Genomic DNA, 21,892 nt, shown 5'->3' with positions numbered 1-21,892 from the left:
AAAAAATATAAGGAGGAAGCACGCATGAAAAATTTTGAGTACTATACCCCCACAAAGGTGGCCTTTGGCCGGGGGGAGGCGGACCGGGTGGGGGCCCTGCTGGCGGAGCAGGGCTGTCACAAGGTTCTCATCCACTACGGGGGCGAGAGCGCCCGGCGCTCCGGCCTGCTGGACCGGATCGAGGCGTCGGTAAAGGCGGCCGGGATCCCCTTTGTCTCTCTGGGCGGCGTGGTGCCCAACCCCCGCATCGCCAAAGCCAGAGAGGGCATCGATCTGGCCCGGCGGGAAGGGGTGGACTTCATCCTGGCCGTGGGGGGCGGCAGCGTCATCGACTCCGCCAAGGCCATCGGGTACGGCATCCCCTATGACGGAGATGTCTGGGATATCTATGCCGGCCGGCATGTGCCGGTTCAGATGTGCCCCGTGGGGGCGGTGCTTACCCTGTCCGCCGCCGGCAGTGAGATGAGCAACTCCTCCGTTCTCACCAACGAGGAGCTGGGGCTGAAGTGGGGGTGCAACTATGATATCTGCCGCTGCCGCTTCGCCGTGATGGATCCAGAGCTCACCTATACGCTGCCCCCCTATCAGACCGCCTGCGGCGTGGTGGATATTTTGATGCACACGATGGAGCGGTACTTCACCCGGGAGCCGGACACTGCCCTCACCGACCGCCTGGCCGAGGGGCTGATGCGCACTGTGCTGGACTGCGGCCGCACCGCCTTGGCCCAGCCGGAGGACTACAACGCCAGGGCCCAGATCATGTGGGCGGGGAGCCTGTCCCACAACGGCCTCACTGGCTGCGGCACCGTAGGGGACTGGGCCAGCCACAAGCTGGAGCACGAGCTGAGCGCCATGTTTGACGTGGCCCACGGCGCGGGCCTGGCCGCCATCTGGGGCAGTTGGGCCCGGTATGTCTACCGGGAGGCGCCGGAACGGTTTGCACAGTTTGCCGTCAACGTCATGGGCTGCGCCCCGGGCGCGCCGGAGCAGACCGCTCTGGCCGGGATCGAGGCCCTGGAGAACTACTTCCGCGCCATCGGAATGCCCGTCTCCCTCCAAGCGCTGGGCTGTACCATAGGCGAGGCGGAGATCGCCATCCTGGCGGATAAAGCCAGCCGTCAGGGAACCCTCACCCTGGGAAATTTTAAAGTGCTCCGCCAGGCGGACATGGCGGAGATCTACCGTATGGCAAATTAGACAATTCCAGCGCTGCTCCAAAACGAAAGTTTTCCTTCTTTTGAAGCAAAACTTTCAAAAACTCCTTGTATCTTGAAGTAATCCATGCTAAATTACCTTTAGTGGCGGATAACTTGCAATAATATGGAATAAACTAGAAATTAACTTTCATAAGGAGTGACAACACAATGGCGGAGGAACAGCAGACCTGCCGTTTGGAGCATGACTCCATCGGCGAGCGGCAGGTCCCCAAGGACGCGTACTACGGCGTACAGACCCTGCGGGCTATGGAGAACTTTCACATCACCGGCCTGACCATGCACAAGGAGCTGATTGTCAGCATCGCCCAGCTGAAAAAGGCGTCGGCCATCACCAATCTTGAGATCGGACTCCTGGAGCGGAGGGTGGCGGACGCCATTATTACCGCCTGCGACGAGATCATCGGCGGCAAGCTCCATGACGCGTTTATTGTGGATCCCGTCCAGGGGGGCGCCGGCACCAGCCTGAATATGAACGCCAACGAGGTCATCGCCAACCGGGCCATTGAGCTGCTGGGGGGCCGGAAAGGGGATTATTCCCTTGTCAACCCAAACGACCATGTGAACTATGGCCAGTCCACCAACGACGTCTACCCCTCCACCGGCAAGCTGGCGGTGCTCAAGCTACTGGTGCGGGCCCAAATCCAGCTGGAGCGGCTGTATACCGCCCTGCTCCACAAGGCGGAGGAGTTTGACGACGTGATCAAAATGGGCCGCACCCAGATGCAGGACGCGGTGCCCATCCGTCTGGGCCAGGAGTTCAAGGCCTACAGTGAGGCCATCCGCCGGGATATCGCCCGCTTTGAGCGGGCCATGGACGAGATGCGCTACCTGAACATGGGGGGCACCGCCATCGGCACCGGCATCAACGCCGACGGGGAATATCTAAAGCGCATCATCCCCAATCTGTCCAAGGTGACCGGCCTGCGGCTGTTCCAGCCTCTGAACCTCATCGACGCCACCCAGAACCTGGATGAGTTTGTGGCGGTATCCGGCGCGGTGAAGACCTGCGCCGTCAACCTGTCTAAAATGTCCAACGATCTGCGGCTCATGTCCTCCGGCCCCCGGTGCGGATTCAACGAGATCAACCTGCCCCCCAGGCAGAACGGCTCGTCCATTATGCCGGGCAAGGTCAACCCGGTCATCCCAGAGGTGGTCAGTCAGGTGGCGTTCAACATCATCGGCAACGACATGACCGTGACGATGGCCGCCGAGGCGGGCCAGCTGGAGCTGAACGCCTTTGAGCCCATCATCTTCTATAATCTTATCGAATCCGTGGAAACCCTTACCTTCGCCATCAATACGCTGGTTGACAACTGCGTGGAGGGAATTACGGCCAACCGGGCGCGCTGCCGGGATATGGTGGAGCACAGCGTGGGCATCATTACCGCCATCTGTCCCCACGTGGGCTATGAGGCCGCCGCCAACGTGGCCAAAAAGGCCATTCAAACCGGCGAGAGCGTCCGCTCCCTCACCATTCGGGAGGGCCTGCTGGACGAGTCGCGTCTGAACAAAATTCTGGATCCCTACTCCATGACCCAGCCGGGGATCTCCGGCAAAGAGCTGCTGGAGCAATAGGGCGGAAAAATACGATCCCGGGCCGTGCAGATACACGGCCCGGGACCTTTATTTTCTGAAAAATGCGGCAGATCAGCCCACCTTGTGGACGGTAATGCTGGAGTTGGAGAAGGCGACATTGGTGTTGTTGGCGGTCAGCGTCACGGTGGCGGGGGCGGTTGTCACACTGATCAGAGTGTTGCCGGCCAGAGCAGCGGTGTCTCCGGCGGCGGTAATGGTATTTGTCGCGCCGCTGCCAGGGATCTCGGCACCGTTCAGGTTCAGCTGGACGGAGGCCGTAACCGGCGGGGCGGTGGCGGTAGTGGTGCCAGTGGTGGAGTAAGTCACCTCATAGGTGCCTGGCTCTGTAATGGTAAAGTCGCCGCTGCCGGCGGTGTGGGTAACTGCCGTGCCGGCAGCCACCTGATTGTCCGCGAAGGTAAGGGCGTCTCCGGTGGCGGCGGGGGTCTGGGCGGCGGCGTTGACTGCGTTGACCGCATTCAGTGCAGGCGCGGCGCCGGTAGGACCGGCAGGGCCAGTGGGACCCGCAGGACCCTGGGGGCCCACCGCTCCGGCGGGGCCCTGGGGGCCGGTTGCGCCAGCCGCTCCGGCGGGGCCAGTGTCTCCGGCCAGTCCCTGGATACCGGCAGGGCCCTGGGGGCCGGTAGGACCGGCAGGGCCAGTGGGGCCCTGGACACCCGCAGTCCCGGCGGGGCCCTGAGGACCGGTGGGACCGGCAGGACCTTGAGGACCCACTGTCCCGGCAGGGCCCTGGGGGCCGGTGGGACCGGCGGGACCCGCGACGCCCTGGGAACCCGCAGCACCGGCGGGGCCCTGAGGGCCGGTTGCGCCAGCCGCGCCGGCAGGGCCAGTGGGACCCTGGGGTCCGGCGGGGCCCTGGGGCCCCTGAGCGCCCTGGGGGCCTTGGGGACCGGTGCCCCCGGCTGTGCCCTGCACGCCCTGAAGGCCGGCAGGACCCTGTGGGCCGGTTGCGCCCATGGGACCCTGGGGACCGGTGGGGCCAGGAATGGGTACGATGCTCACCGAGCAGGGCTCCGTGGGAGGCGGAGGACAGGGCGGACCCGGAGGGCAGTTGGGGGGATAGGGCCGGCAGCCGCAGCCGCAGTCTTTATTGGGATAAATATTCATAAGCATAACCTCCGTGGTATCCTATGCGCCGGAGTACCGGAGGGTGCGGCGCTTCACTGCCGCAGCAGCAGATGGATGTAGCCCAGCTGGCGCTCAATAAGGGTCTGGCTGTCCAGGGCGTCCCCCAGCTGGATCTTTTGGGTCAGCAGCTCTTTAAAGCAGTAGAGGATGATCTCGTTTACCGCCCCCTGCTCGTCGGGAGAGAGGGTCCCTTTGGCCAGGACGGGGCGCAGAAGCCCCCAGCTGCGCTCCGCCAGAGAGCCGCAGGTGAGCAGCTCCAGGGTGCTGCCGTCCATCTCCCCCAGCTCCTCGGGAAAGACCTGGTAGTAATCCCGGGTGATGTCGGTGAGCTCGCCGCTGTACTTGCCGTAAAACAGGTTATAATAGGCGTGGGGGTGCCGGAAGGCGGAGGCGCAGAAAAAGCGCCACATGAAGAGAAACCGCTGGAAATCGTCCTTCTCCCCCGCCAGATAGCGGGCCAGGTTCCGGTTGTAGTCCTCAAAATATTTCATGGAGGCGTAAACTGCCAGGTGGTCCAGATCCTTGAAATAATTATACAGGGTGGCGCTGTTGTACCCCGCCTTTTTGGCTACCCGGCGCAGGGTGAGGGCGTCGGTGCCCTCACTCTCGATAATCTCACTGGCGGCGTTGATAAAGCAGGCGAAAACCTGGTTGCGCTGCTCGGTGCAGTAGGGGGGCCTGGACATGGGCATTCTCCTCTCAAAATTCCACGGTGGGCGGACAATCGGACGGGGCGGGCCAGCCGGTCACCACGGCTGAAAAGCAAACTGATCAGTCTATATTTTCAAGGCAAATTATTTTCTGACACATTATACCGTAACATTCAACAGTAATCAAGATGATTATTCATTTTTAATTTAAATAACCGCGATTTAGGCCGGGTTTATCTATTTTCTCACTCAAAATAGGGGTTGACTTTCTTTCCGAATCATTATAAAATCACCACAAAGAATAGAGCGTTTCAATAAATGTGGCATGTAGGGCCGTCACCGTCCCGGATTGGCGGATTTGCCCGCCGCTCTCCCGGACTGTGCACCCCCGACATACGGTTCCATGCGTCTTTCTCCGCTGGGTGCGGGCATAAGAGCCTGTCGCGCGCAGGCCCTAAGAACTTGTGGGAGGCATTCGTAATTATGGACAAGATCTATGATGTAATCATCCTGGGCGCCGGCCCGGCCGGTCTGGCCGCCGGCCTGTACGCCGGCCGCAGCCGCCTAAGCACGCTGATCATTGAAAAGGGCAAGGACGGCGGCCAGATCGCCATCACCGACGAGATCGAGAACTATCCCGGCCAGATTGTGGAGGGTGAGAGCGGCCCCAGCCTCATCGCCCGCATGACGGAGCAGGCCGCCAAGTTCGGCGCCGAGCGAGTCACCGACGTGATCAAGAGCGTGGATCTCGCCGGCGAGATCAAGACCCTCACCGGCAACAAGGACACCTATCAGGCCAAGGCGGTCATCGTGGCCACCGGCGCGTTCCCCAAGCCCATCGGCTGTGAGAACGAGGGCAAGTTCATCGGCAAGGGCATCTCCTTCTGCGCCACCTGCGACGCGGCTTTCTTCGAGGACTTTGAGGTCTACGTGGTGGGCGGCGGCGACTCCGCCGTGGAAGAGGCCATGTACCTGACCAAGTTCGCCCGCAAGGTGACCATCATCCACCGCCGGGACGAGCTGCGCGCCGCCAAGAGCATCCAGGAGAAGGCTTTCGCCAATCCCAAGATCGCCTTTATGTGGGACAGCGTGGTCCAGTCCGTGGATGGCGAGGATCTGCTGAACAAGATGGTGGTCAAAAACGTGAAGACCGGCGAGCTCACCACTGTGGAGGCGGACGAGGAGGACGGCCTGTTCGGCGTGTTCGGCTTCATCGGCTACAACCCCAACTCTGCCCTGTTTGAGGGGGTGCTGGACATGGATCACGGCTACATCAAGACCGATGAGAACATGCACACCAACCTTCCCGGCGTCTTCGCCGCCGGCGACATCCGTGTGAAGAGCCTGCGCCAGGTGGTCACCGCCGCCGCGGACGGCGCCATCGCCGCCATGCAGGCGGAGAAGTTTATCAACGAGTAAGCAGCAGACGCGGTCCGCCGCGTGTTATGTGAGAGCCAATCAATGATTGAAAGGGGTTATTTTAACCATGCTGGAACTGACAAAAGAGACCTTTGAAGAGGAAGTCCTGAAGGCTGAGGGCAAGGTGCTGGTAGACTTCTACGGCGACGGCTGCGTACCCTGCCAGGCCCTGATGCCCCATGTCCACGAGCTGGCTGAGCAGTACGGCGACAAGATCAAGTTCACCGCCCTGAACACCACCAAGGCCCGCCGCCTGGCCATCGCCCAGAAGGTGCTGGGCCTGCCTGTCATCGCCATCTATGAGAACGGCGCTCAGATCGCCGCCTGCGTGAAGGAAGAGGCTACCCCCGAGGCCGTCAAGGCCATGGTTGAGGCCAACATCTAATCCCCCGTTAGTAGGCGGACTTTCCGCTTTACTATAAAATTTAAAAGGAAAGGAGAGAAACACCATGGGAATGCTGGAAGGCAAGAAGGCCATTATCATTGGTGACCGCGACGGTATCCCTGGCCCCGCTATCGCAGAGTGCGTGCAGACCGCCGGCGCCGAAGTCGTGTTCAGCTCCACTGAGTGCTTTGTGTGAACCAGCGCTGGTGCAATGGATCTGGAGAATCAGAAGCGGGTTAAGGATTTCGCCGAGGAGTTCGGCCCTGAGAACGTGATCGTTATTCTGGGCGCTTCCGAGGCGGAGGCCTCCGGCCTGGCGGCTGAGACCGTCACCGCAGGCGACCCCACTTTCGCCGGTCCGTTGACTGGAGTCTCGTTGGGACTCAAGGTTTATCACGTGTGCGAGCCCGAGATCAAGGATGAAGTTGATTCGGCCGTGTACGACGAGCAGGTCAGCATGATGGAAATGGTCCTGGACGTGGATGAGATCATCGGTGAGATGAGTTCCATCCGCGAGCAGTACTGCAAGTACTAATTGCGCTGTGACACAAAAGTGGTGGTAGGACGCGGCGCGCCCTGTCACCGCTTTTGTGCTTTTTCCCATCTCCCAGATACACTCTCTGCTTTCCCCGCGCCAAAACAATTTACCGCAGGCAAAAAAATTGAATCCGATTCACATTTGGAAAGGCGGTTATTCAAATGAACAGCGTATTGAAGGGCACCGGCTACATTCTGGTTCACACCCCTGATATGGTCATCCACAACGGCTCCACCCAGACCACGGAGCGGGTGGTCAATCCCGACGGCGAGTATCTGAAGGAACTGCCCAAGCACCTGCGCAGCTATCAGGATGTGCTGGCCTACTGGCCCAATCAGACCTATATCGGCAACGTCACCCCCGCCCAGCTGGCCGAGCAGGGCAGCGCCTGGGTGGATCTGAAGTGCAATGTCACCGACCGCTACGGCAAGTACGGCGAGATTATGCCCCAGGCCGAGTTCCTGCTGCTGATGCAGATCTGCGACTGCTTCGACGTGGTCAAGCTGGACAAGGACTTCGTGGCCGAGCATAAGCAGGCCGTGGTGGATCATCCCCTCTTTGACGGGGAGATGACCAACCGCATCGCCGACGGCGTGGAGCTGTCCGAGGTGGAGCACCTGGTCAACGACGAGCACGCCGAGGGCCTGTACCATAATAACAAGCTGGTGGGCTGCGTCAAGCGGGCCCACGACATTGACGTAAACCTGTCCGCCCATGTCATGCACGAGAACCTGGTGTCCAAGTCCTCCAGCGTGCTGGCCCTGCTCCACGCCGTGAAGAACGCCGGCATTGACAAGGGCGAGGTGGAGTATGTCATCGACTGCTGTGAGGAGGCCTGCGGCGACGTGAACCAGCGCGGCGGCGGCAATTTCGCCAAGGCCGCCGCGGAGATCGCCGGCCTGTCCAACGCCACCGGATCCGACACCCGCGGCTTCTGCGCCGGCCCCGCCCACGCCATTGTGGAGGCCGCCTCTCTGGTCAAGGCCGGGACCTATAAAACCGTTGTGGTCACCGCCGGCGGCTGTACCGCCAAGCTGGGCATGAACGGCAAAGACCACGTGAAGAAGGATCTGCCCATTCTGGAGGACGTGCTGGGCGGCTTCGCCGTGGTCATCAGCCAGAACGACGGCGTGAACCCGGAGATCGACCTGTCCATCCTGGGCCGCCATGTGGTGGGCACCGGCTCCGCGCCCCAGGCTGTTATCGGCTCTCTGGTGGCCGATCCCCTTGCCCGGGCCGGCCTGAAGATTACCGACATCGACAAATACTCCCCCGAGATGCAGAATCCCGACATCACCAAGCCTGCCGGTGCCGGCGACGTGCCTCTGGCCAACTACAAGATGATCGCCGCCATGGCCGTCAAGAACGGCGACCTGGACAAGAAGGCCATGCCTGAGTTCCTCACCAAGCACGGCCTGGTGGGCTGGGCGCCCACCCAGGGCCACATCCCCTCCGGCGTGCCCTTTATGGGCCCCGCCCGGGATCAGATGCTGGCCGGCGAGCTGAACACCGCCATGATCATCGGCAAGGGCTCTTTGTTCCTGGGCCGCATGACCAACCTGTTCGACGGCGTCTCCTTCGTCATGCGCAAGAACAGCGGTGAGACCGAAGAGGGCGGCGTCTCCACCGAGACGGTGAAGAAGCTGATTGCCGAATCCTTCCGTCAGTTTGCCGCTACTCTGGCCGCTGACGGCGAGTAAGGGGGGAGACGCAATGGCTGACAAGACCAAAAAGCTGATTGCCGACACCTTCCTGGCTATCGCGGAGGGTCTGGAGACCGGCACCTTCGGCGCCAAGCCGAAGATCGCCGTGACGGCAATGGGCAGCGAGCACGGCGAGGCCACCGTGATGGAGGGGGCCGTCAAGGCCGCCCGGGCCGGCGCCGACGTGTACTTCATCGGCACCCTCACCCACCCCGAGGTAAATACCGTAGCCGTGGCCGACGAGGACGCCGCCCACAAGAAGATGGAGGAGCTGCTGGAGACCGGCGCGGTAGACGGCGCGGTGACCATGCATTACCCCTTCCCCATCGGCGTGTCCACCGTGGGCCGGGCCGTCACTCCCGGCAAGGGCAATGAGATGTTCATTGCCAACACCACCGGCACCTCCTCCACTGACCGGATTGAGGGCATGATCAAAAACGCTATTTATGGCGTCATCGCCGCCAAAGCCTGCGGCGTGGCGGATCCCACTGTGGGCATCCTGAACGTGGACGGCGCCCGCCAGGCGGAGGGCGCCCTCAAGACCCTGAAGGAACAGGGCTACCCCATCACCTTTGCCGAGTCCGCCCGCAGCGACGGCGGCTGCGTGATGCGCGGCAACGACGTGCTCATGGGCTCTGCCGACGTGATGGTCACCGACTCCCTCACCGGCAATATCCTGTCCAAGATGCTCTCCTCCGCCTGCACCGGCGGCAGCTATGAGGCTGTCGGCTACGGCTATGGCCCCGGCATCGGCAAGGGCTATAACCGGCTGGTCATGATTATCTCCCGCGCCTCCGGCGCCCCCGTTATCGCCGGCGCCATCAGCTATGCCGCCCAGCTGGTGCGGGGCAAGGTCTTCGACGTGGCCGCCGCCGAGTTCGCCGCCGCCGAAAAGGCCGGCCTGGACAAGCTGCTGGCGGACCGCAAGGCCGCCGCCAACAAGGCCGCCGCCCCTGCCGAGGAAGTTACTGCTCCTCCCAAGGAAGTGGTTACCGCCCAGATCCCCGGCATCGAGGTCATGGACCTGGAGGACGCCGTCAAGGCCCTGTGGAAAGAGAAAATCTACGCTGAGGACGGCATGGGCTGCACCGGCCCCATTGTCCGTGTCTCCGAGGATAACAAGTCCAAGGCGGTGGAGATCCTCAAGGCCGCTGGGTTTATCTCCTAATATCATCTAAATCCTATATGACCCGGAAGGGAGCGGAATGTACCGGCTCCCTTCCGGGATTCTTTTTGTCCTTTTCTGCCCCCGCGCGGGGAACGCTTCCTTTCTTTTTGGAAAGAAGCCAAGAAAACATCCGGGGGGAGGCAGCGTACAAAAGTGTGCGCTGCCTCCCCCCGGAGCGGACTCAAACCGTTACGGTCAGAAAGGTCTCTGGATAGAGCTCCCGCAGGTACCGGGTCGCCTGCCAGGCCCCCGTCAGGCTGTCGAAGAGGCCGAAGACGGTGGGACCTGTGCCGCTCATGCACGCCCCCAGGGCGCCGGCCTGGATGAGGCTATTTTTGATCTCCGCCACGGCTCCGGCCTGGTTGCGGGGGAGCACGTCCTCAAAGACGTTATACATCCGCCGGGCCACTCCCTGGAGATCCCCCGCCTTCAGCGCCCGCAGCATTCCCTCTGTGTCCGGCCGGCAGGTGGTCTTCATGCTGTCAATGCGGCCGAACAGCTCCGGCGTGGATACGGAGAAGTGCGGCTTGCACAGCACCACAAAACACCAGGGCAGAGCGGGCTGGGGAGTCAAACGCTCCCCCCGGCCCTCCGCCAAGGCGGTGCCCCCCAGCACGCAGTAGGGCACGTCAGATCCCACCCGTTCCCCTATTTGGGCCAGTTCTTTTTGGGAGTAGCCCAGCTCCAGCCAATCGTTGACGGCCAGCAGCACGGCGGCGGCGTCCGAACTGCCGCCGCCCAGGCCGGCGCACACGGGGATATGCTTTTCCAGCGTGATCTCCAGGCCGTTCCAGTCCATCCCCGCCGCTTCACACAGGCACACCGCCGCCGCCGCCGCCAGATTATTCCGTCCGGAGGGCAGGAATTCCAGATTGGAGCCGACGTGGATGCCCCGCCGCCCGGTGCGGCAGAGGGACACCCGGTCGGACAGGGCCACGGACTGCATTACCATGCAGAGATCGTGGTACCCATCCGCCCGCCTGCCCAGTACATCCAAGGTCAGGTTCAGCTTGGCCCTGGCCTGTCTCACAATGGTTTCCATACGGTTCTCCTTGCCTCAGCGGATCTTCCGCGCCTCCAGATAGAATCGCTTGTCGTTGGCCTCTCCTATGGAGAAGGTCTTTCGGGGCAGCACGCCCTCCCGCTGAATCAGCGGGAACAGGTCCCCCTTCTCCAGGGCGGGGAGCAAAAAGGCCATGTTGCCTGACTTTTTCCCCAGCCCCCTGGCCACGCTGTCCCCGTAGACATAGTCCATCCGTCCGCCCCGGCGCTGAATAAACTCGTCCAGAACGGGCTGGAGGGTGGCAACTTCCAATCCTGTGTCTGGATTGGGTACGGTAATCGTCCCCTCGCCGCCGGCGTGGATATAGGACAGCCGGTGCCCCTCCCCCTCGCCGTAGTGGGCGCCGGGGAAGGCCGCGATGACCGCGGCCAGCACCTGTTCTGGCTCCACCCCAAAGAGCACCCGGTGAACGGGGCGGATCTCCAGGCTCTCGTCCCGGAGGTTCGTCAGCTCCGCCAGAGCATACCGCGCGGGCAGATTCTTCCACTGATCCTTGGGGGCAAAGCGCTTCTGCCGCTCATAGCACTCCTTGGCAATCGCCAGGGCGTGGTTGCCGTCTCCCACCGCGAAGGCCACCTCCCCCTGGCTGGTGACCGCCCGCAGCAGCTCCGCCGCCTTGGCCAGATGGGCCTCCGCCAGCTTCCAGCCGGCGATATGTCCTCCGTTCTCCATCAGCTCAAACTCATACAGGGGCTCCATCTCCCCCCGGCGGGCGTGAAGGTATTCCATAAGTACGTCTTCCTGGTCATCGATCAGCAGCATGGTGTGGGGCAGCTCCAGCGGGGCGTTCTTCCGCACCGCCACCCGGGGCGGTACGCGGGCCTGGACCACCCCTTCGGTGGCCCGCACCGCCGTAGCCTCCCCCAACTCGTAGTCGTACTCCTCCAAATCCACCTTGCCCACCAGGCCCCGGCGGGTTTTCCCGTTGGACAGCCGCCGCTCCACATAAATCATGGCGCCGGCCAGAATGCGCAGCCGGTTTTCCCGCAGGTAGCGGGTCATGGTGTTGTTCACGTCTACAATATCAGTGTCTACATTGGGGCCTGCCAGACAGCTCTCCGGCAGGATAAGGCGCAGGGTAGAGGGGGCGCCGCCCACATACTCCTCCACCCGCTGCCAGTACTCCGGCTGAGAGGTATACTGATCGCAGGCCACCACAGACCACTTGCGCATGTCGCAGTTCTGGGGCAAAAGGATATCCGCCGGGGTAAAGGGAAGTCCGTCAAAATAGCTGGACATGGTAATCCCTCCGTTGTCTATAATCCGGCCGTCCGGCCCGTTGGTTGATTGCTTCTATTTCCCCCGCAGGTTGGTCAGGAAGTGATCCATCCTGGTCAGGGCCTCGGCAATGTCCTTCATGCTGGCGGCGTAGCAGCAGCGGACAAAGCCTTCGCCTCCGGGGCCGAAGGCGGCGCCGGAGATCACCGCCACCTTTTCCTCCATCAAAAACCGTTCGCAGAACTCGTCGGAGCTCAGGCCGCTGGAGCGGATATCGGGGAAGACGTAGAAGGCCCCCTTGGGCTCAAAGCAAGGCAGGCCGATGCGGCGCAGGCCCTCCACCAGATAACGGCGGCGGCCGTCGTACTCCTCCCGCATTTTTTCAATATCCCCGTCGCCGCTGCGCATGGCCTCAACGGCGGCATACTGGCTCATGGTGGGGGCGGACATGATGCCGAACTGGTGGAGCTTGATCATCTGTTCAATTATCTCTGTGGGGCCGCAGGCATAGCCCATACGCCAGCCTGTCATGGCGTGGCTCTTGGAGAAGCCGTTGACCAGAATGGTCCGGCCCTTCAGCTCCGGCAGGTTGGCGGGGGAGACATGGTGCTGGCCGTAGGTCAGCTCGGCGTAGATCTCATCAGAAAGGATCATGATGTCAGTCCCCTCCAGCACGGCGGCAATGGCCTCCAGGTCGGAGCGCTCCATAATCCCGCCGGTGGGGTTGCACGGGAAGGGGAGCACCAGTGCTTTGGTCTTGGGGGTGATGGCGGCTTTCAGCTCTTCCGCCGTAAGGCGGAACTCGTTCTCCGCCTTTGTCTCCACCATTACAGGCACGCCCCCGGCCATATTGGCCAGCGGGCCATAGCACACGAAGGAGGGCACCGGCACAATCACCTCATCCCCCGGGTTCACAATGCACCGCAGGGCCAGATCAATGGCCTCGCTGCCCCCCACCGTGATTAAAATCTGGCTGGCGAAGTCGTATTGCAGCTGGAAGCGGCGGTTCAAATAGGACGCCACCTCCCGCCGCAGCTCCGCCATACCGGCGTTGGAGGTATATTTTGTGTGTCCCTTCTCCAAAGAGTAGATGCCCGCGTCCCGGATGTGCCAGGGGGTGACGAAGTCCGGCTCGCCCACCCCCAGAGAGATGGCGTCCTTCATCTCGTTCAAAATGTCAAAAAACTTCCGGATGCCGGAGGGCTGGGTGTTTTTAATCCGCTCCGACAGAATGCTGTCGTAATTCATGAGAAGATCAACTCCCTCTCCTGCTCCTCCGCCTGCTGGAAGATCAGGTGCTTTTCCTTGTATTTTTTCAGAATAAAGTGGGTGGCAGTGCCGGTCACATCCTCCAGAGTGGCCAGGCGCTGGCCCACGAACTGGGCCACCTCTTTCAGTGTCCGCCCAGAGATAATCACCGTCAGGTCGAAGGCGCCGGACATGAGGTAGACGCTCTCCACCTCGTCATACTGGTAGATTCGCTCCGCCACCCGGTCGAAGCCCTCCCCCCGCTGGGGGGTCACCTTTACCTCAATGAGGGCGGTGACGGCCTCCCGGTCGGTGCGGTCCCAGTCTACAATTGCCTGATAACCCAGGATAATCTTGTCCTCCTCATACTTCCGCGCCGCGGCCTTCACCTCATCCACGGTCATGCCGGACATAGAGGCCAGCTGTTCCGGGGTCAGCGTACAGTCCTCCTCTAAAAGCTGAAGCAGCTTTTTCATGGAATTCCCTCCTAACTTTTCCAACCGAAAAACGGATATAACCGCTCGATTTAAATATTCTTATTATACTACCAGCCGGCGGTTAAATACAATAGCGCCCCCTCTCCCGGGGCAAACTCTTCCGACCTGCACAATCCATCCCGCACTTCCCAACAAATTTTTCGTGAATTTTCCCGGACGGGTGCATTTGAGAACAGACAATAAGAACCTGTATTCATAACCGGGAAGCGCTGGATTGCCGCCGCGGGGCGGCGAAAGGCCTGGCAAGACAGGGTCCAGCGGTTATGAATACAGGTTCTCAGGTCTTGTCTGAACAATATTCAAACGCCAGAGGCCTGATTTAATAAGTATGAGTGCAGAGCTCCTGGATTTTGGCCTGGAGGCCCTTCAGGTCAGCATAGGTCTCCGGCCGGCGGCGGGGATCCCGCAGCAGGGCGGCGGGATGGAACATAGCCGTCATCTGCACCCCCGCTTTCTCAAACCACAGGCCGTGCTCTCTGGTAATCTTAAAGTCCTCTTTGATCAGCTTCATGGCGGCGATGCGTCCCAGACAGACAATAATTTTGGGCCGGAGCAAAGCCACCTGATTGCGCAGATAGCCGATACACGCCTCCTGCTCCGCCTTCAGCGGATCCCGGTTCTCCGGCGGGCGGCACTTGACCATATTTCCGATAAACAGCTTGGACCGATCCAGATCGATCATAGCCAGCATTTCGTCCAAAAATTTGCCGCCCCGGCCCACAAAGGGCCGGCCGCTCAGGTCCTCCTGCTCGCCGGGGCCCTCCCCAATGAGCATCACTTCTGCGTCTTTGGGGCCCTCGCCGAAGACTACATTGGTACGCGTCTCCCACAACGGGCACTTCTGGCAGGACAGACATGTCTCCCGCAGCTCTTCCCAGTCCATCATCTGAACCCTTCCCCCTTTTTCTATATGGAATGATACAGCTATTTTACCACATCTTTCGTTCCCTGCCTAGAGAATCGCTGCTTTCACCGGCTTGTGCGGATTGGCGGGCAAAATCTCTGTCTGGCGGGCGGCAAACAGCGCAGGCATTTTTTTGACAGAGCAAAAGCGGGAACCGGCTGGTTCCCGCTTTCAGCAGCGCTGTATTCTTTTACTTTTGCAGGGGGGAGTCCTCACCCTTGCTGATCTTCACCACCACGCCGGACAGGGCGATGAGGGCGATCAGGTTGGGCAGGGCCATGATGCCGTTGAAAAAGTCCGCCAGGTTCCACACCAAGCCCACCTTCAGCACGGAACCGATGACCACGCACACCACCACGATAGCGGCATAGATTTTTACGGCCTTATTGCCAAAGAGGTACCGGATATTCTGCTCACCGAAGAAGTACCAACCCACGATGGTGGAGAAGGCGAAGAAGAGCAGGCAGACGGCCACAAACTTGCTGCCGATGTCGCCGAAGGAGACCGCAAAAGCGGCCTGAGCCAAAGCCACGCCCTCGGGGTTATTGGCCAGGTCGTTGACATTCAGGGCGCCGCTGGAGATCATCACCAGGGCGGTGAGTGTCAAGATGATAAAAGTATCGATAAAGACGCAGATCATGGCCACAACGCCCTGATCCTGGGGCTTGGCCACCTTAGCGATGGCGTGGGCGTGGGGCGTGGAGCCCATACCGGCCTCGTTGGAGAACAGGCCCCGGGCTACGCCAAAGCGCACTGCCTGCTTGATGGTGATGCCCACCGCGCCGCCGACGATGGCCGCAGGATTGAACGCGCCCTCAAAAATCATAACAAAGGTCGCGGGAACATGGCCGATGTTCATAATCAGGATAGCCAGGCTGCCTAGGATATAGACGATGGCCATAATCGGAACTACCTTCTCGGTGACAGAGGCGATCCGCTTCACGCCGCCCAGGAAAATGAAGCCGGCCAGCACGGCCACTACCACGCCTACCGCTACCTTTGGAACGCCGAACGCGGTATAGAACGCGTCGCTGATGGAGTTGGCCTGCACCATATTGCCCATGAAGCCCAAGGCCAGAATGATGGCTACGGAGAAGAAGCCGGCCAGGAATTTGCCAAAGCCGCCCCTGAACGCCGCCCGAATATAGTACACCGGGCCGCCGATGACCGTGCCAGTCTCATCTCTGGTCTTGTACTTCTGGGCCAGCACGGCCTCGCCGTAGATGGTCGCCATGCCGAAGAAGGCCGCCAGCCACATCCAGAAGATGGCGCCGGGACCGCCGGAGAGCAGCGCCGTGGCACAGCCGGCGATGTTTCCGGTGCCCACCTGGGCGGCAATGGAGGTAGCCACCGCCTGGAACGAACTCATGCCGTCCTTGTCCGCGCTTTTGCCAAACAGGCTGAAGCCGCCGAACATCTGCTTCCACCCCGCGCCGAACTTGCGGACCTGGATGAACCCCAGCCGGATGGTAAAGAGGATCCCGGTGGCCACGAGCACATAGAGCAATATGTTGTTCCACACAAAGTCACTGGCAATCCCTACAATTTCCGTCAATTTTTCCATAACAACCTTCCTTTCTCTCCCCAACCTGGGGGCTGCCGGCACCCTGTGGCCCGACACACATGGACCGCCTGGATGCCTGCCTCTGGTTCCCCGACTTCCTCCTTTCCGCTTTCAAAGACCAATACACCCGCCGCACACAGGCGCGGCGTATGCCGTCAAAAATAAAAAAGCCCGGCCAACCCCTTAATGTGTCCGCACTGTAAAGACACTCTCTTTTCCCTTTGAATTAGCCGCTTAAATATTTTTATCCAAAAATTGCGGTTATTTTCAATGCTTTTTTGTACAGCTCTATCATATCCTATTTTATACCGTCAGTCAAGGGCGTTTTTTCTATAAAGAAAATTCCGATCAGCTCTATTTTACCCATGACAACACAACCGGAATTTTTATATTTCTATGTTTGTGCTCTTCATATGTCTTTACTGTAAAGACATATGAAGAGCGGCCTGTGCCAGTTGGCACAGGCCGCTCTTTGGGCTCAGCTCAGACGCTTGGTATAAAGCTCCACCGCATCCCGGAGGAAGGCCGCGCACCCCTGCGCCTCCCGGTCGTAGTAGGCTACAAACCGGGGATCCTCGGGATACATCGCCGCCAGACCGGCGTGGGCCTGCGGGGTGTATGCGCTCCCGCTATAGGCCAGCCAGCGGCGGTGCGCCCGGGCAATGGCCTGCCCCTCCTCCCCCTCCGGCGGCAGACCCGCCCGCACCGCCTGAGTCAGCCTGTCCTGTATTTCCTTTCCCAGCGCGGTCCACGCGTCGTACTCCTGCTTGGTCAGGCCCATCACCTTGGCATAGGTGGCGTCCACCTCCTGGTCTCCGTACTTGCTGCGCAGCTCTTCGCCGTATTTTCTCTCGTTTTCTCCTATTACGCGCTGTTTAAAACACTCAAATTTTTCTACATCTGTCATGGGAATTCCTCCTTGCTCCTGTTGAATCGACCGTTTTACGGCGGCGATCTGACGGTCCAGCTGCTCCCTGCGGCGCTCCAGCTCCGCCAGATGCCTGGCCAAAGCCGCCGCCCGGTCCAGGTCCGCCTCCTTCAGCAGCTCCGCCACCGCGGACAGCTCCAGCCCCAGCGCCCGATAGAACAAAATCAGCTGCAGCCGATCCACCTCCGCCGGACCGTAGAGGCGGTATCCCGCCCCGCTGGCCCGAGTGGGCTTCAGCAGCCCAATGGCATCGTAGTGCCGCAGAGTGCGGGCTGTCACTCCCGCCAAAGCGGCCAGTTGACTGACAGTGTACTCTATGGCCATAAAGTTTCCCTCCTGTCAAACCTGAGTATAGGCTATGACGCAGCGGAAAGGTCAAGAAAAATTTTTGCGCCATTTCCAGTATTTTTGTAATAATTTATCCTCATTCGACAGTCCGGAATCATTTTCGCGCCCGCTCCACAAAAAACAGACGGGAAATGTTTCCCGTCTGTTTTTACACCGATTGACCGCTTCTTACACTCCGGCCAGGGCCTTGTCCAGGTCGGCCAGGATGTCGCTGATGTCCTCCAGACCCACGGAGAACCGCACCAGGTCGGGCGCCACGCCGGCGGCCCGGAGCTCCTCGTCGTTCATCTGCCGGTGGGTGGCGGAGGCGGGGTGGAGCACGCAGGTCTTGGCGTCGGCCACGTGAGTGGCGATGGACGCCAGCTCCAGCCCGGCCATAAAGGCCTCCGCCTTGGCCCGGCCCCCCTTCACTCCGAAGGAGACCACGCCGCAGGTGCCCTTGGGCAGATACTTCCGGGCCAGCTCGTAGCAGGAGTCCCCAGGCAGGCCGGGGAACTTCACCCAGGCCACTTTCTCGTGCTTCTGGAGGTACTGGGCCACTGCCAGGGCGTTTTCACAGTGGCGGGCCATGCGCAGGGGCAGGGTCTCCAGGCCCACATTGAGCAGGTAGGCGTTCATCGGGGCGGGGATGGACCCGAAATCCCGCATGAGCTGGGCGGTGGCTTTGGTGATATAGGCCCCTTCCAGGCCGAAGCGCTGGGTATAGGTTACGCCGTGATAGCTCTCGTCCGGGGTACACAGGCCGGGGAACTTGTCCGGCCAGCGGGTCCAGTCAAATTTGCCGCTGTCCACAATGGCGCCCCCCACCGCGTTGGCGTGGCCGTCCATGTATTTGGTGGTGGAGTGGATGACAATGTCCGCCCCGTGCTCAAAGGGACGGCAGTTTACCGGGGTTGCGAAGGTGTTGTCCACGATCAGGGGCACCCCGTGGGCGTGGGCGGCGGAGGAGAACTTTTCAAAGTCCAGCACCGTCAGCGCCGGGTTGGCGATGGTCTCGCCAAAGACCGCCTTGGTGTTGGGCCGGAAGGCGGCGTCCAGCTCCTCCCGGGTGCAGTCTGGCTCCACAAAGGTAAATTCAATGCCCATGCGCTTCATGGTCACGGCAAAGAGGTTGTAGGTCCCCCCGTAGATGGCGGAGCAGGCCACCACATGGTCCCCGCAGGAACAGATATTGAAGACCGAGTAGAAGGATGCCGCCTGGCCCGAGGAGGTCAGCATGGCCGCGCTGCCCCCCTCCAGGGCGCAGATCTTGGCCGCTACCCGGTCGTTGGTGGGATTTTGCAGCCGGGTGTAGAAGTAGCCGCTGGCCTCCAGATCGAAGAGCTTGCCCATGTCCTCGCTGGTCCCGTAGCGGAAGGTGGTGGACTGGATGATGGGGATGTTGCGGGGTTCTCCGTTTTCCGGGCGGTAGCCGGCGTGGAGACATTTGGTGCTGATCTTCTGCTCGCTCATTGGAAGGACTTCCTTTCTCTGCCTGTCTCGGGATTTCTTTGGTAGGATTCACTTTCTCTATACTACGCTAAAGCGTGAAATCTGTCAACGCTTTCTTTGTCGGGGAACCATCCCGCCGCCCGTTTTTCCGCAAAGGCGCCGGACGGTAAAACCGTCCGGCGCGCCTGATGTTACTTACATATTGTTCCGCTGCTCTTCCAGCTTGGCGATGAGGGCGGAGAGCTTTTCCGCCCGCTCCCGCTCGGCCTGAACCACGTGTTCCGGGGCCTTGCCCACAAAGCCCGGGTTGTTCAGCTTGGCCTCCAGACCGGACAGGCTCTTGCGGTTCTTCTCCAGCTCCTTTTCAATGCGGGCCCGCTCCTTCTCCAGATCCACCAGCTCCGCCAGGGGCATGGAGATGCGCGCGGCGTGGGTGATGACGGTGACATTGCCCTTGGCGCTCTCCGCCTCGTCCCCCTCCAACCCCGCCGCGCCGGTGATGGTGACGTCGCTGGCGTAGGCCAGACGCTTGAGGAAGGGAATCCCCGCCGTAAAGGTCTCCCGCTCCAGGGTGGCCACCGTCAGGCTGGCCTTTTTGGAGGGGGGCACGTTCATCTCCGCCCGGCGGGTGCGCACCCCCCGGATGGCCTCCATAATGAGCTCCATCTCCTTCTCCTCCTGGGGGAAGGAGCGCTCCGGGCGGTACTCCGGCCACTTCTGGAGCATGAGGAAGTCCCCCTCGTGGGGCAGGGCCTGCCAGATCTCCTCGGTGATAAAGGGCATAAAGGGGTGCAGCAGCTTGAGGGTCTCGGTAAGAACGTAGCACAGCACCTTCTGGGCGTTGATCTTGGCCCCTTCGTCCTCCCCTTGGAGGCGGGCCTTGGTCAGCTCAATATACCAGTCGCAGTAGGAATCCCAGATAAAGTCGTACACCTTCTGGGCGGCCACCCCCAGCTCGTACTTCTCCATATTCTCCGTCACCTGGGGGATGACGCTGTTCAGCTTGGAGAGAATCCACTTGTCCTCCAGCTCCAGCCTGTCCGGCAGCTCACACTTGCCGATGGTCAGGTTCATCATCAAAAAGCGGCTGGCGTTCCAGATCTTGTTGGCAAAGTTGCGCATGGCCTCGCACCGCTCGGTATAGAAGCGCATATCGTTGCCGGGGGAGTTGCCGGTGACCAGGTTGAAGCGCAGGGCGTCCGCCCCGTACTGGTCGGCGATCACCAGAGGGTCGATGCCGTTGCCCAGGGACTTGGACATCTTCCGGCCCTTGTCGTCCCGGATCAGGCCGTGGATAAACACGGTGTGGAAGGGTGGCTTTCCGGTGTGCTCACAGCCGGAGAAGATCATCCGGGCCACCCAAAAGAAGATGATGTCATAGGCGGTGACCAGTACGTCAGTGGGATAGAAATACTTGAAATCTTCACTGTTCTCGTCCGGCCAGCCCAGGGTGGAGAAGGGCCACAGGGCGGAGGAGAACCAGGTATCCAGCACATCCTCCTCCTGGACGATGCGGGCGCTGTGGCAGTGGGCGCACTCGGTGGGGTCGGTCTCGGAGACTGTCATCCTTCCGCAGTCCTGACAGGTCCAGGCCGGGATCTGGTGGCCCCACCACAGCTGCCGGGAGATGCACCAGTCATGGACGTTTTCCATCCAGTTGGTATAGATCTTGGCAAAGCGGTCGGGGACGAACTTGGTCTCTCCCTCGTTGACCACCCGCAGGGCCTCCCTGGCCAGGGGCTCCATCTTCACAAACCACTGGGCGGAGATAATGGGCTCCACGTCAGTGCCGCAGCGGTAGCAGGTGCCCACGTTGTGGGCGTGGTCTTCCGTCTTCTCCAGCAGGCCCAGGGCGTCCAGGTCGGCCAGAATGGCCTTGCGGGCCTCGTACCGGTCCATGCCCTGGTATTTGCCGCCGTTTTCGTTGACCTTTCCGCTGTCGTCCAGCACCCGGATGGACTCCAGATTGTGGCGCAGGCCCACCTCGAAGTCGTTGGGGTCGTGGGCGGGGGTCATCTTCACGCAGCCGGTGCCGAACTCCAGGTCCACGTACTCGTCGGCCACAATGGGGATCTCCCGGTCCATCAGGGGCAGAATGCAGGTCTTGCCCACCAGGTCCTGATACCGCTCGTCCTTGGGGTTCACCGCCACGCCGGAGTCGCCCAGCATAGTCTCCGGCCGGGTGGTGGCCACCACGCAGTACCGGCCCTCCTCCCCCTTGATGGGGTATTTGATATGCCACAGGTGGCCGGGCTTGTCCTTATACTCCACCTCCGCGTCGCTCAGGGCGGTGACGCACTTGGGGCACCAGTTGACGATCCGGCTGCCCTTGTAGATCAGCCCCTTGTTGTACAGGGAGACGAAGACGTGGCGCACCGCCTTGGACAGCCCCTCGTCCATGGTGAACCGGGCCCGCTCCCAGTCGCAGGAAGAGCCCAGCTTCTTCTGCTGGGCCACGATGCGGTCGCCGTACTTGTGCTTCCAGTCCCACACCCGCTCCAGGAATTTTTCCCGGCCCAGGTCGTGGCGGGACAGGCCCTCGCTTTTGCGCAGCTCCTCCTCCACCTTGATCTGGGTGGCGATGCCGGCGTGGTCGGTGCCGGGGACCCACAGGGCGGCATAGCCCTGCATCCGCTTGAAGCGGATGAGAATGTCCTGGAGGGTGCAGTCCATGGCGTGGCCCATGTGGAGCTGGCCGGTCACGTTGGGGGGCGGCATGACGATGGTAAAGGGCTTTTTGGCGGGGTCCCGCTGTCCCCGGAAGCAGCCGTTTTTCTCCCACATCTCGTAGATACGGCCCTCCGCCTCCTGGGGCTCGTAAATCTTGGGCAGTTCTTTCTTCATTGGTAATTCACATCCTATTTCAGTAATCTCTTTTATGGCCTCT

18 protein-coding genes are annotated in these 21,892 nt (G+C 61.1%); 7 read left to right on the top strand and 11 right to left on the bottom strand.

Annotation, left to right across the window (positions count from 1 at the left end; all coding sequences use genetic code 11):
• Positions 1 to 24 precede the first annotated feature (24 nt).
• Both D1159_RS11930 and D1159_RS11925 read left to right on the top strand, forming a co-directional pair.
• Positions 25 to 1,197, top strand: coding sequence for an iron-containing alcohol dehydrogenase (locus D1159_RS11930; protein ID WP_161845887.1), 1,173 nt, complete (start codon positions 25 to 27; stop codon positions 1,195 to 1,197).
• 167 nt (positions 1,198 to 1,364) lie between these two features.
• Positions 1,365 to 2,792 carry an aspartate ammonia-lyase gene (locus D1159_RS11925; protein ID WP_161845886.1) on the top strand — a complete coding sequence of 476 codons (1,428 nt, stop codon included), beginning with the start codon at positions 1,365 to 1,367 and terminating at the stop codon, positions 2,790 to 2,792.
• Between the two features lie 72 nt (positions 2,793 to 2,864).
• Here the strand turns inward: D1159_RS11925 and D1159_RS11920 are convergent, their stop codons facing one another.
• Positions 2,865 to 3,920 (bottom strand): collagen-like protein, encoded by a 1,056-nt coding sequence (locus D1159_RS11920; RefSeq protein WP_202621056.1) that lies wholly within the window; start codon positions 3,918 to 3,920, stop codon positions 2,865 to 2,867.
• 53 nt (positions 3,921 to 3,973) lie between these two features.
• The gene (locus tag D1159_RS11915; protein WP_161845884.1) at positions 3,974 to 4,627 is read right to left on the bottom strand and encodes a TetR/AcrR family transcriptional regulator; all 654 of its coding nucleotides are present in this window, start codon (positions 4,625 to 4,627) and stop codon (positions 3,974 to 3,976) included.
• 447 nt (positions 4,628 to 5,074) lie between these two features.
• Between D1159_RS11915 and trxB the strand changes: the two genes are divergently transcribed.
• The 5 genes from trxB (at position 5,075) to grdD (ending at position 9,804) form a co-directional block, all read left to right on the top strand.
• Positions 5,075 to 6,010 carry a thioredoxin-disulfide reductase gene (gene trxB, locus D1159_RS11910; protein ID WP_161845883.1) on the top strand — a complete coding sequence of 312 codons (936 nt, stop codon included), beginning with the start codon at positions 5,075 to 5,077 and terminating at the stop codon, positions 6,008 to 6,010.
• A 67-nt stretch (positions 6,011 to 6,077) separates the two neighbouring features.
• Entirely contained in the window at positions 6,078 to 6,395 is a 318-nt protein-coding gene (locus D1159_RS11905; RefSeq protein ID WP_161845882.1) for a thioredoxin domain-containing protein, read from the top strand.
• A gap of 64 nt (positions 6,396 to 6,459) precedes the next feature.
• A complete protein-coding gene (gene grdA / locus D1159_RS11900) occupies positions 6,460 to 6,930 on the top strand; it encodes a glycine/sarcosine/betaine reductase complex selenoprotein A (protein ID WP_161845881.1) in 471 nt (156 codons plus the stop codon).
• A 164-nt stretch (positions 6,931 to 7,094) separates the two neighbouring features.
• Positions 7,095 to 8,633, top strand: a complete 1,539-nt coding sequence (gene grdC / locus D1159_RS11895; protein WP_161845880.1) for a glycine/sarcosine/betaine reductase complex component C subunit beta — start codon at positions 7,095 to 7,097, stop codon at positions 8,631 to 8,633.
• A gap of 13 nt (positions 8,634 to 8,646) precedes the next feature.
• Positions 8,647 to 9,804, top strand: coding sequence for a glycine/sarcosine/betaine reductase complex component C subunit alpha (gene grdD / locus D1159_RS11890; RefSeq protein WP_161845879.1), 1,158 nt, complete (start codon positions 8,647 to 8,649; stop codon positions 9,802 to 9,804).
• Between the two features lie 181 nt (positions 9,805 to 9,985).
• Here the strand turns inward: grdD and ispE are convergent, their stop codons facing one another.
• The 9 genes from ispE to D1159_RS11845 all read right to left on the bottom strand — a co-directional run bounded on the left by ispE (position 9,986) and on the right by D1159_RS11845 (position 21,849).
• Entirely contained in the window at positions 9,986 to 10,846 is an 861-nt protein-coding gene (gene ispE / locus D1159_RS11885; protein WP_161845878.1) for a 4-(cytidine 5'-diphospho)-2-C-methyl-D-erythritol kinase, read from the bottom strand.
• Positions 10,847 to 10,861: 15 nt separating this feature from the next.
• Positions 10,862 to 12,106: a DUF1015 domain-containing protein gene (locus D1159_RS11880; protein WP_161845877.1), complete on the bottom strand. Its 1,245-nt coding sequence runs from the start codon at positions 12,104 to 12,106 to the stop codon at positions 10,862 to 10,864.
• A 54-nt stretch (positions 12,107 to 12,160) separates the two neighbouring features.
• Positions 12,161 to 13,333, bottom strand: coding sequence for an aminotransferase class I/II-fold pyridoxal phosphate-dependent enzyme (locus D1159_RS11875; protein ID WP_161845876.1), 1,173 nt, complete (start codon positions 13,331 to 13,333; stop codon positions 12,161 to 12,163).
• Complete coding sequence (locus D1159_RS11870) at positions 13,330 to 13,809, bottom strand: Lrp/AsnC family transcriptional regulator (RefSeq protein ID WP_161845875.1); 480 nt, start codon at positions 13,807 to 13,809, stop codon at positions 13,330 to 13,332. Before D1159_RS11870 ends, D1159_RS11875 begins: the two co-directional genes overlap by 4 nt.
• A 340-nt stretch (positions 13,810 to 14,149) precedes the next feature.
• Positions 14,150 to 14,716, bottom strand: a complete 567-nt coding sequence (locus tag D1159_RS11865; RefSeq protein WP_161845874.1) for a uracil-DNA glycosylase — start codon at positions 14,714 to 14,716, stop codon at positions 14,150 to 14,152.
• Positions 14,717 to 14,924: 208 nt separating this feature from the next.
• Positions 14,925 to 16,298, bottom strand: a complete 1,374-nt coding sequence (locus D1159_RS11860) for a sodium:alanine symporter family protein (RefSeq protein WP_161845873.1) — start codon at positions 16,296 to 16,298, stop codon at positions 14,925 to 14,927.
• A 478-nt stretch (positions 16,299 to 16,776) separates the two neighbouring features.
• Positions 16,777 to 17,544 carry a MerR family transcriptional regulator gene (locus D1159_RS11855; protein WP_161845894.1) on the bottom strand — a complete coding sequence of 256 codons (768 nt, stop codon included), beginning with the start codon at positions 17,542 to 17,544 and terminating at the stop codon, positions 16,777 to 16,779.
• A 198-nt stretch (positions 17,545 to 17,742) separates the two neighbouring features.
• Positions 17,743 to 19,026, bottom strand: a complete 1,284-nt coding sequence (locus D1159_RS11850; protein ID WP_161845872.1) for an O-acetylhomoserine aminocarboxypropyltransferase/cysteine synthase family protein — start codon at positions 19,024 to 19,026, stop codon at positions 17,743 to 17,745.
• A gap of 174 nt (positions 19,027 to 19,200) precedes the next feature.
• Positions 19,201 to 21,849: a valine--tRNA ligase gene (locus D1159_RS11845; protein ID WP_161845871.1), complete on the bottom strand. Its 2,649-nt coding sequence runs from the start codon at positions 21,847 to 21,849 to the stop codon at positions 19,201 to 19,203.
• Positions 21,850 to 21,892: the final 43 nt, after the last annotated feature.

The organism is Pseudoflavonifractor sp. 524-17 (genome assembly GCF_009935845.1).
In the GTDB taxonomy this organism is placed as follows: Bacteria; Bacillota; Clostridia; order Oscillospirales; family Oscillospiraceae; genus Pseudoflavonifractor_A.
This window is presented reverse-complemented; position numbering and strand designations above follow the sequence as displayed.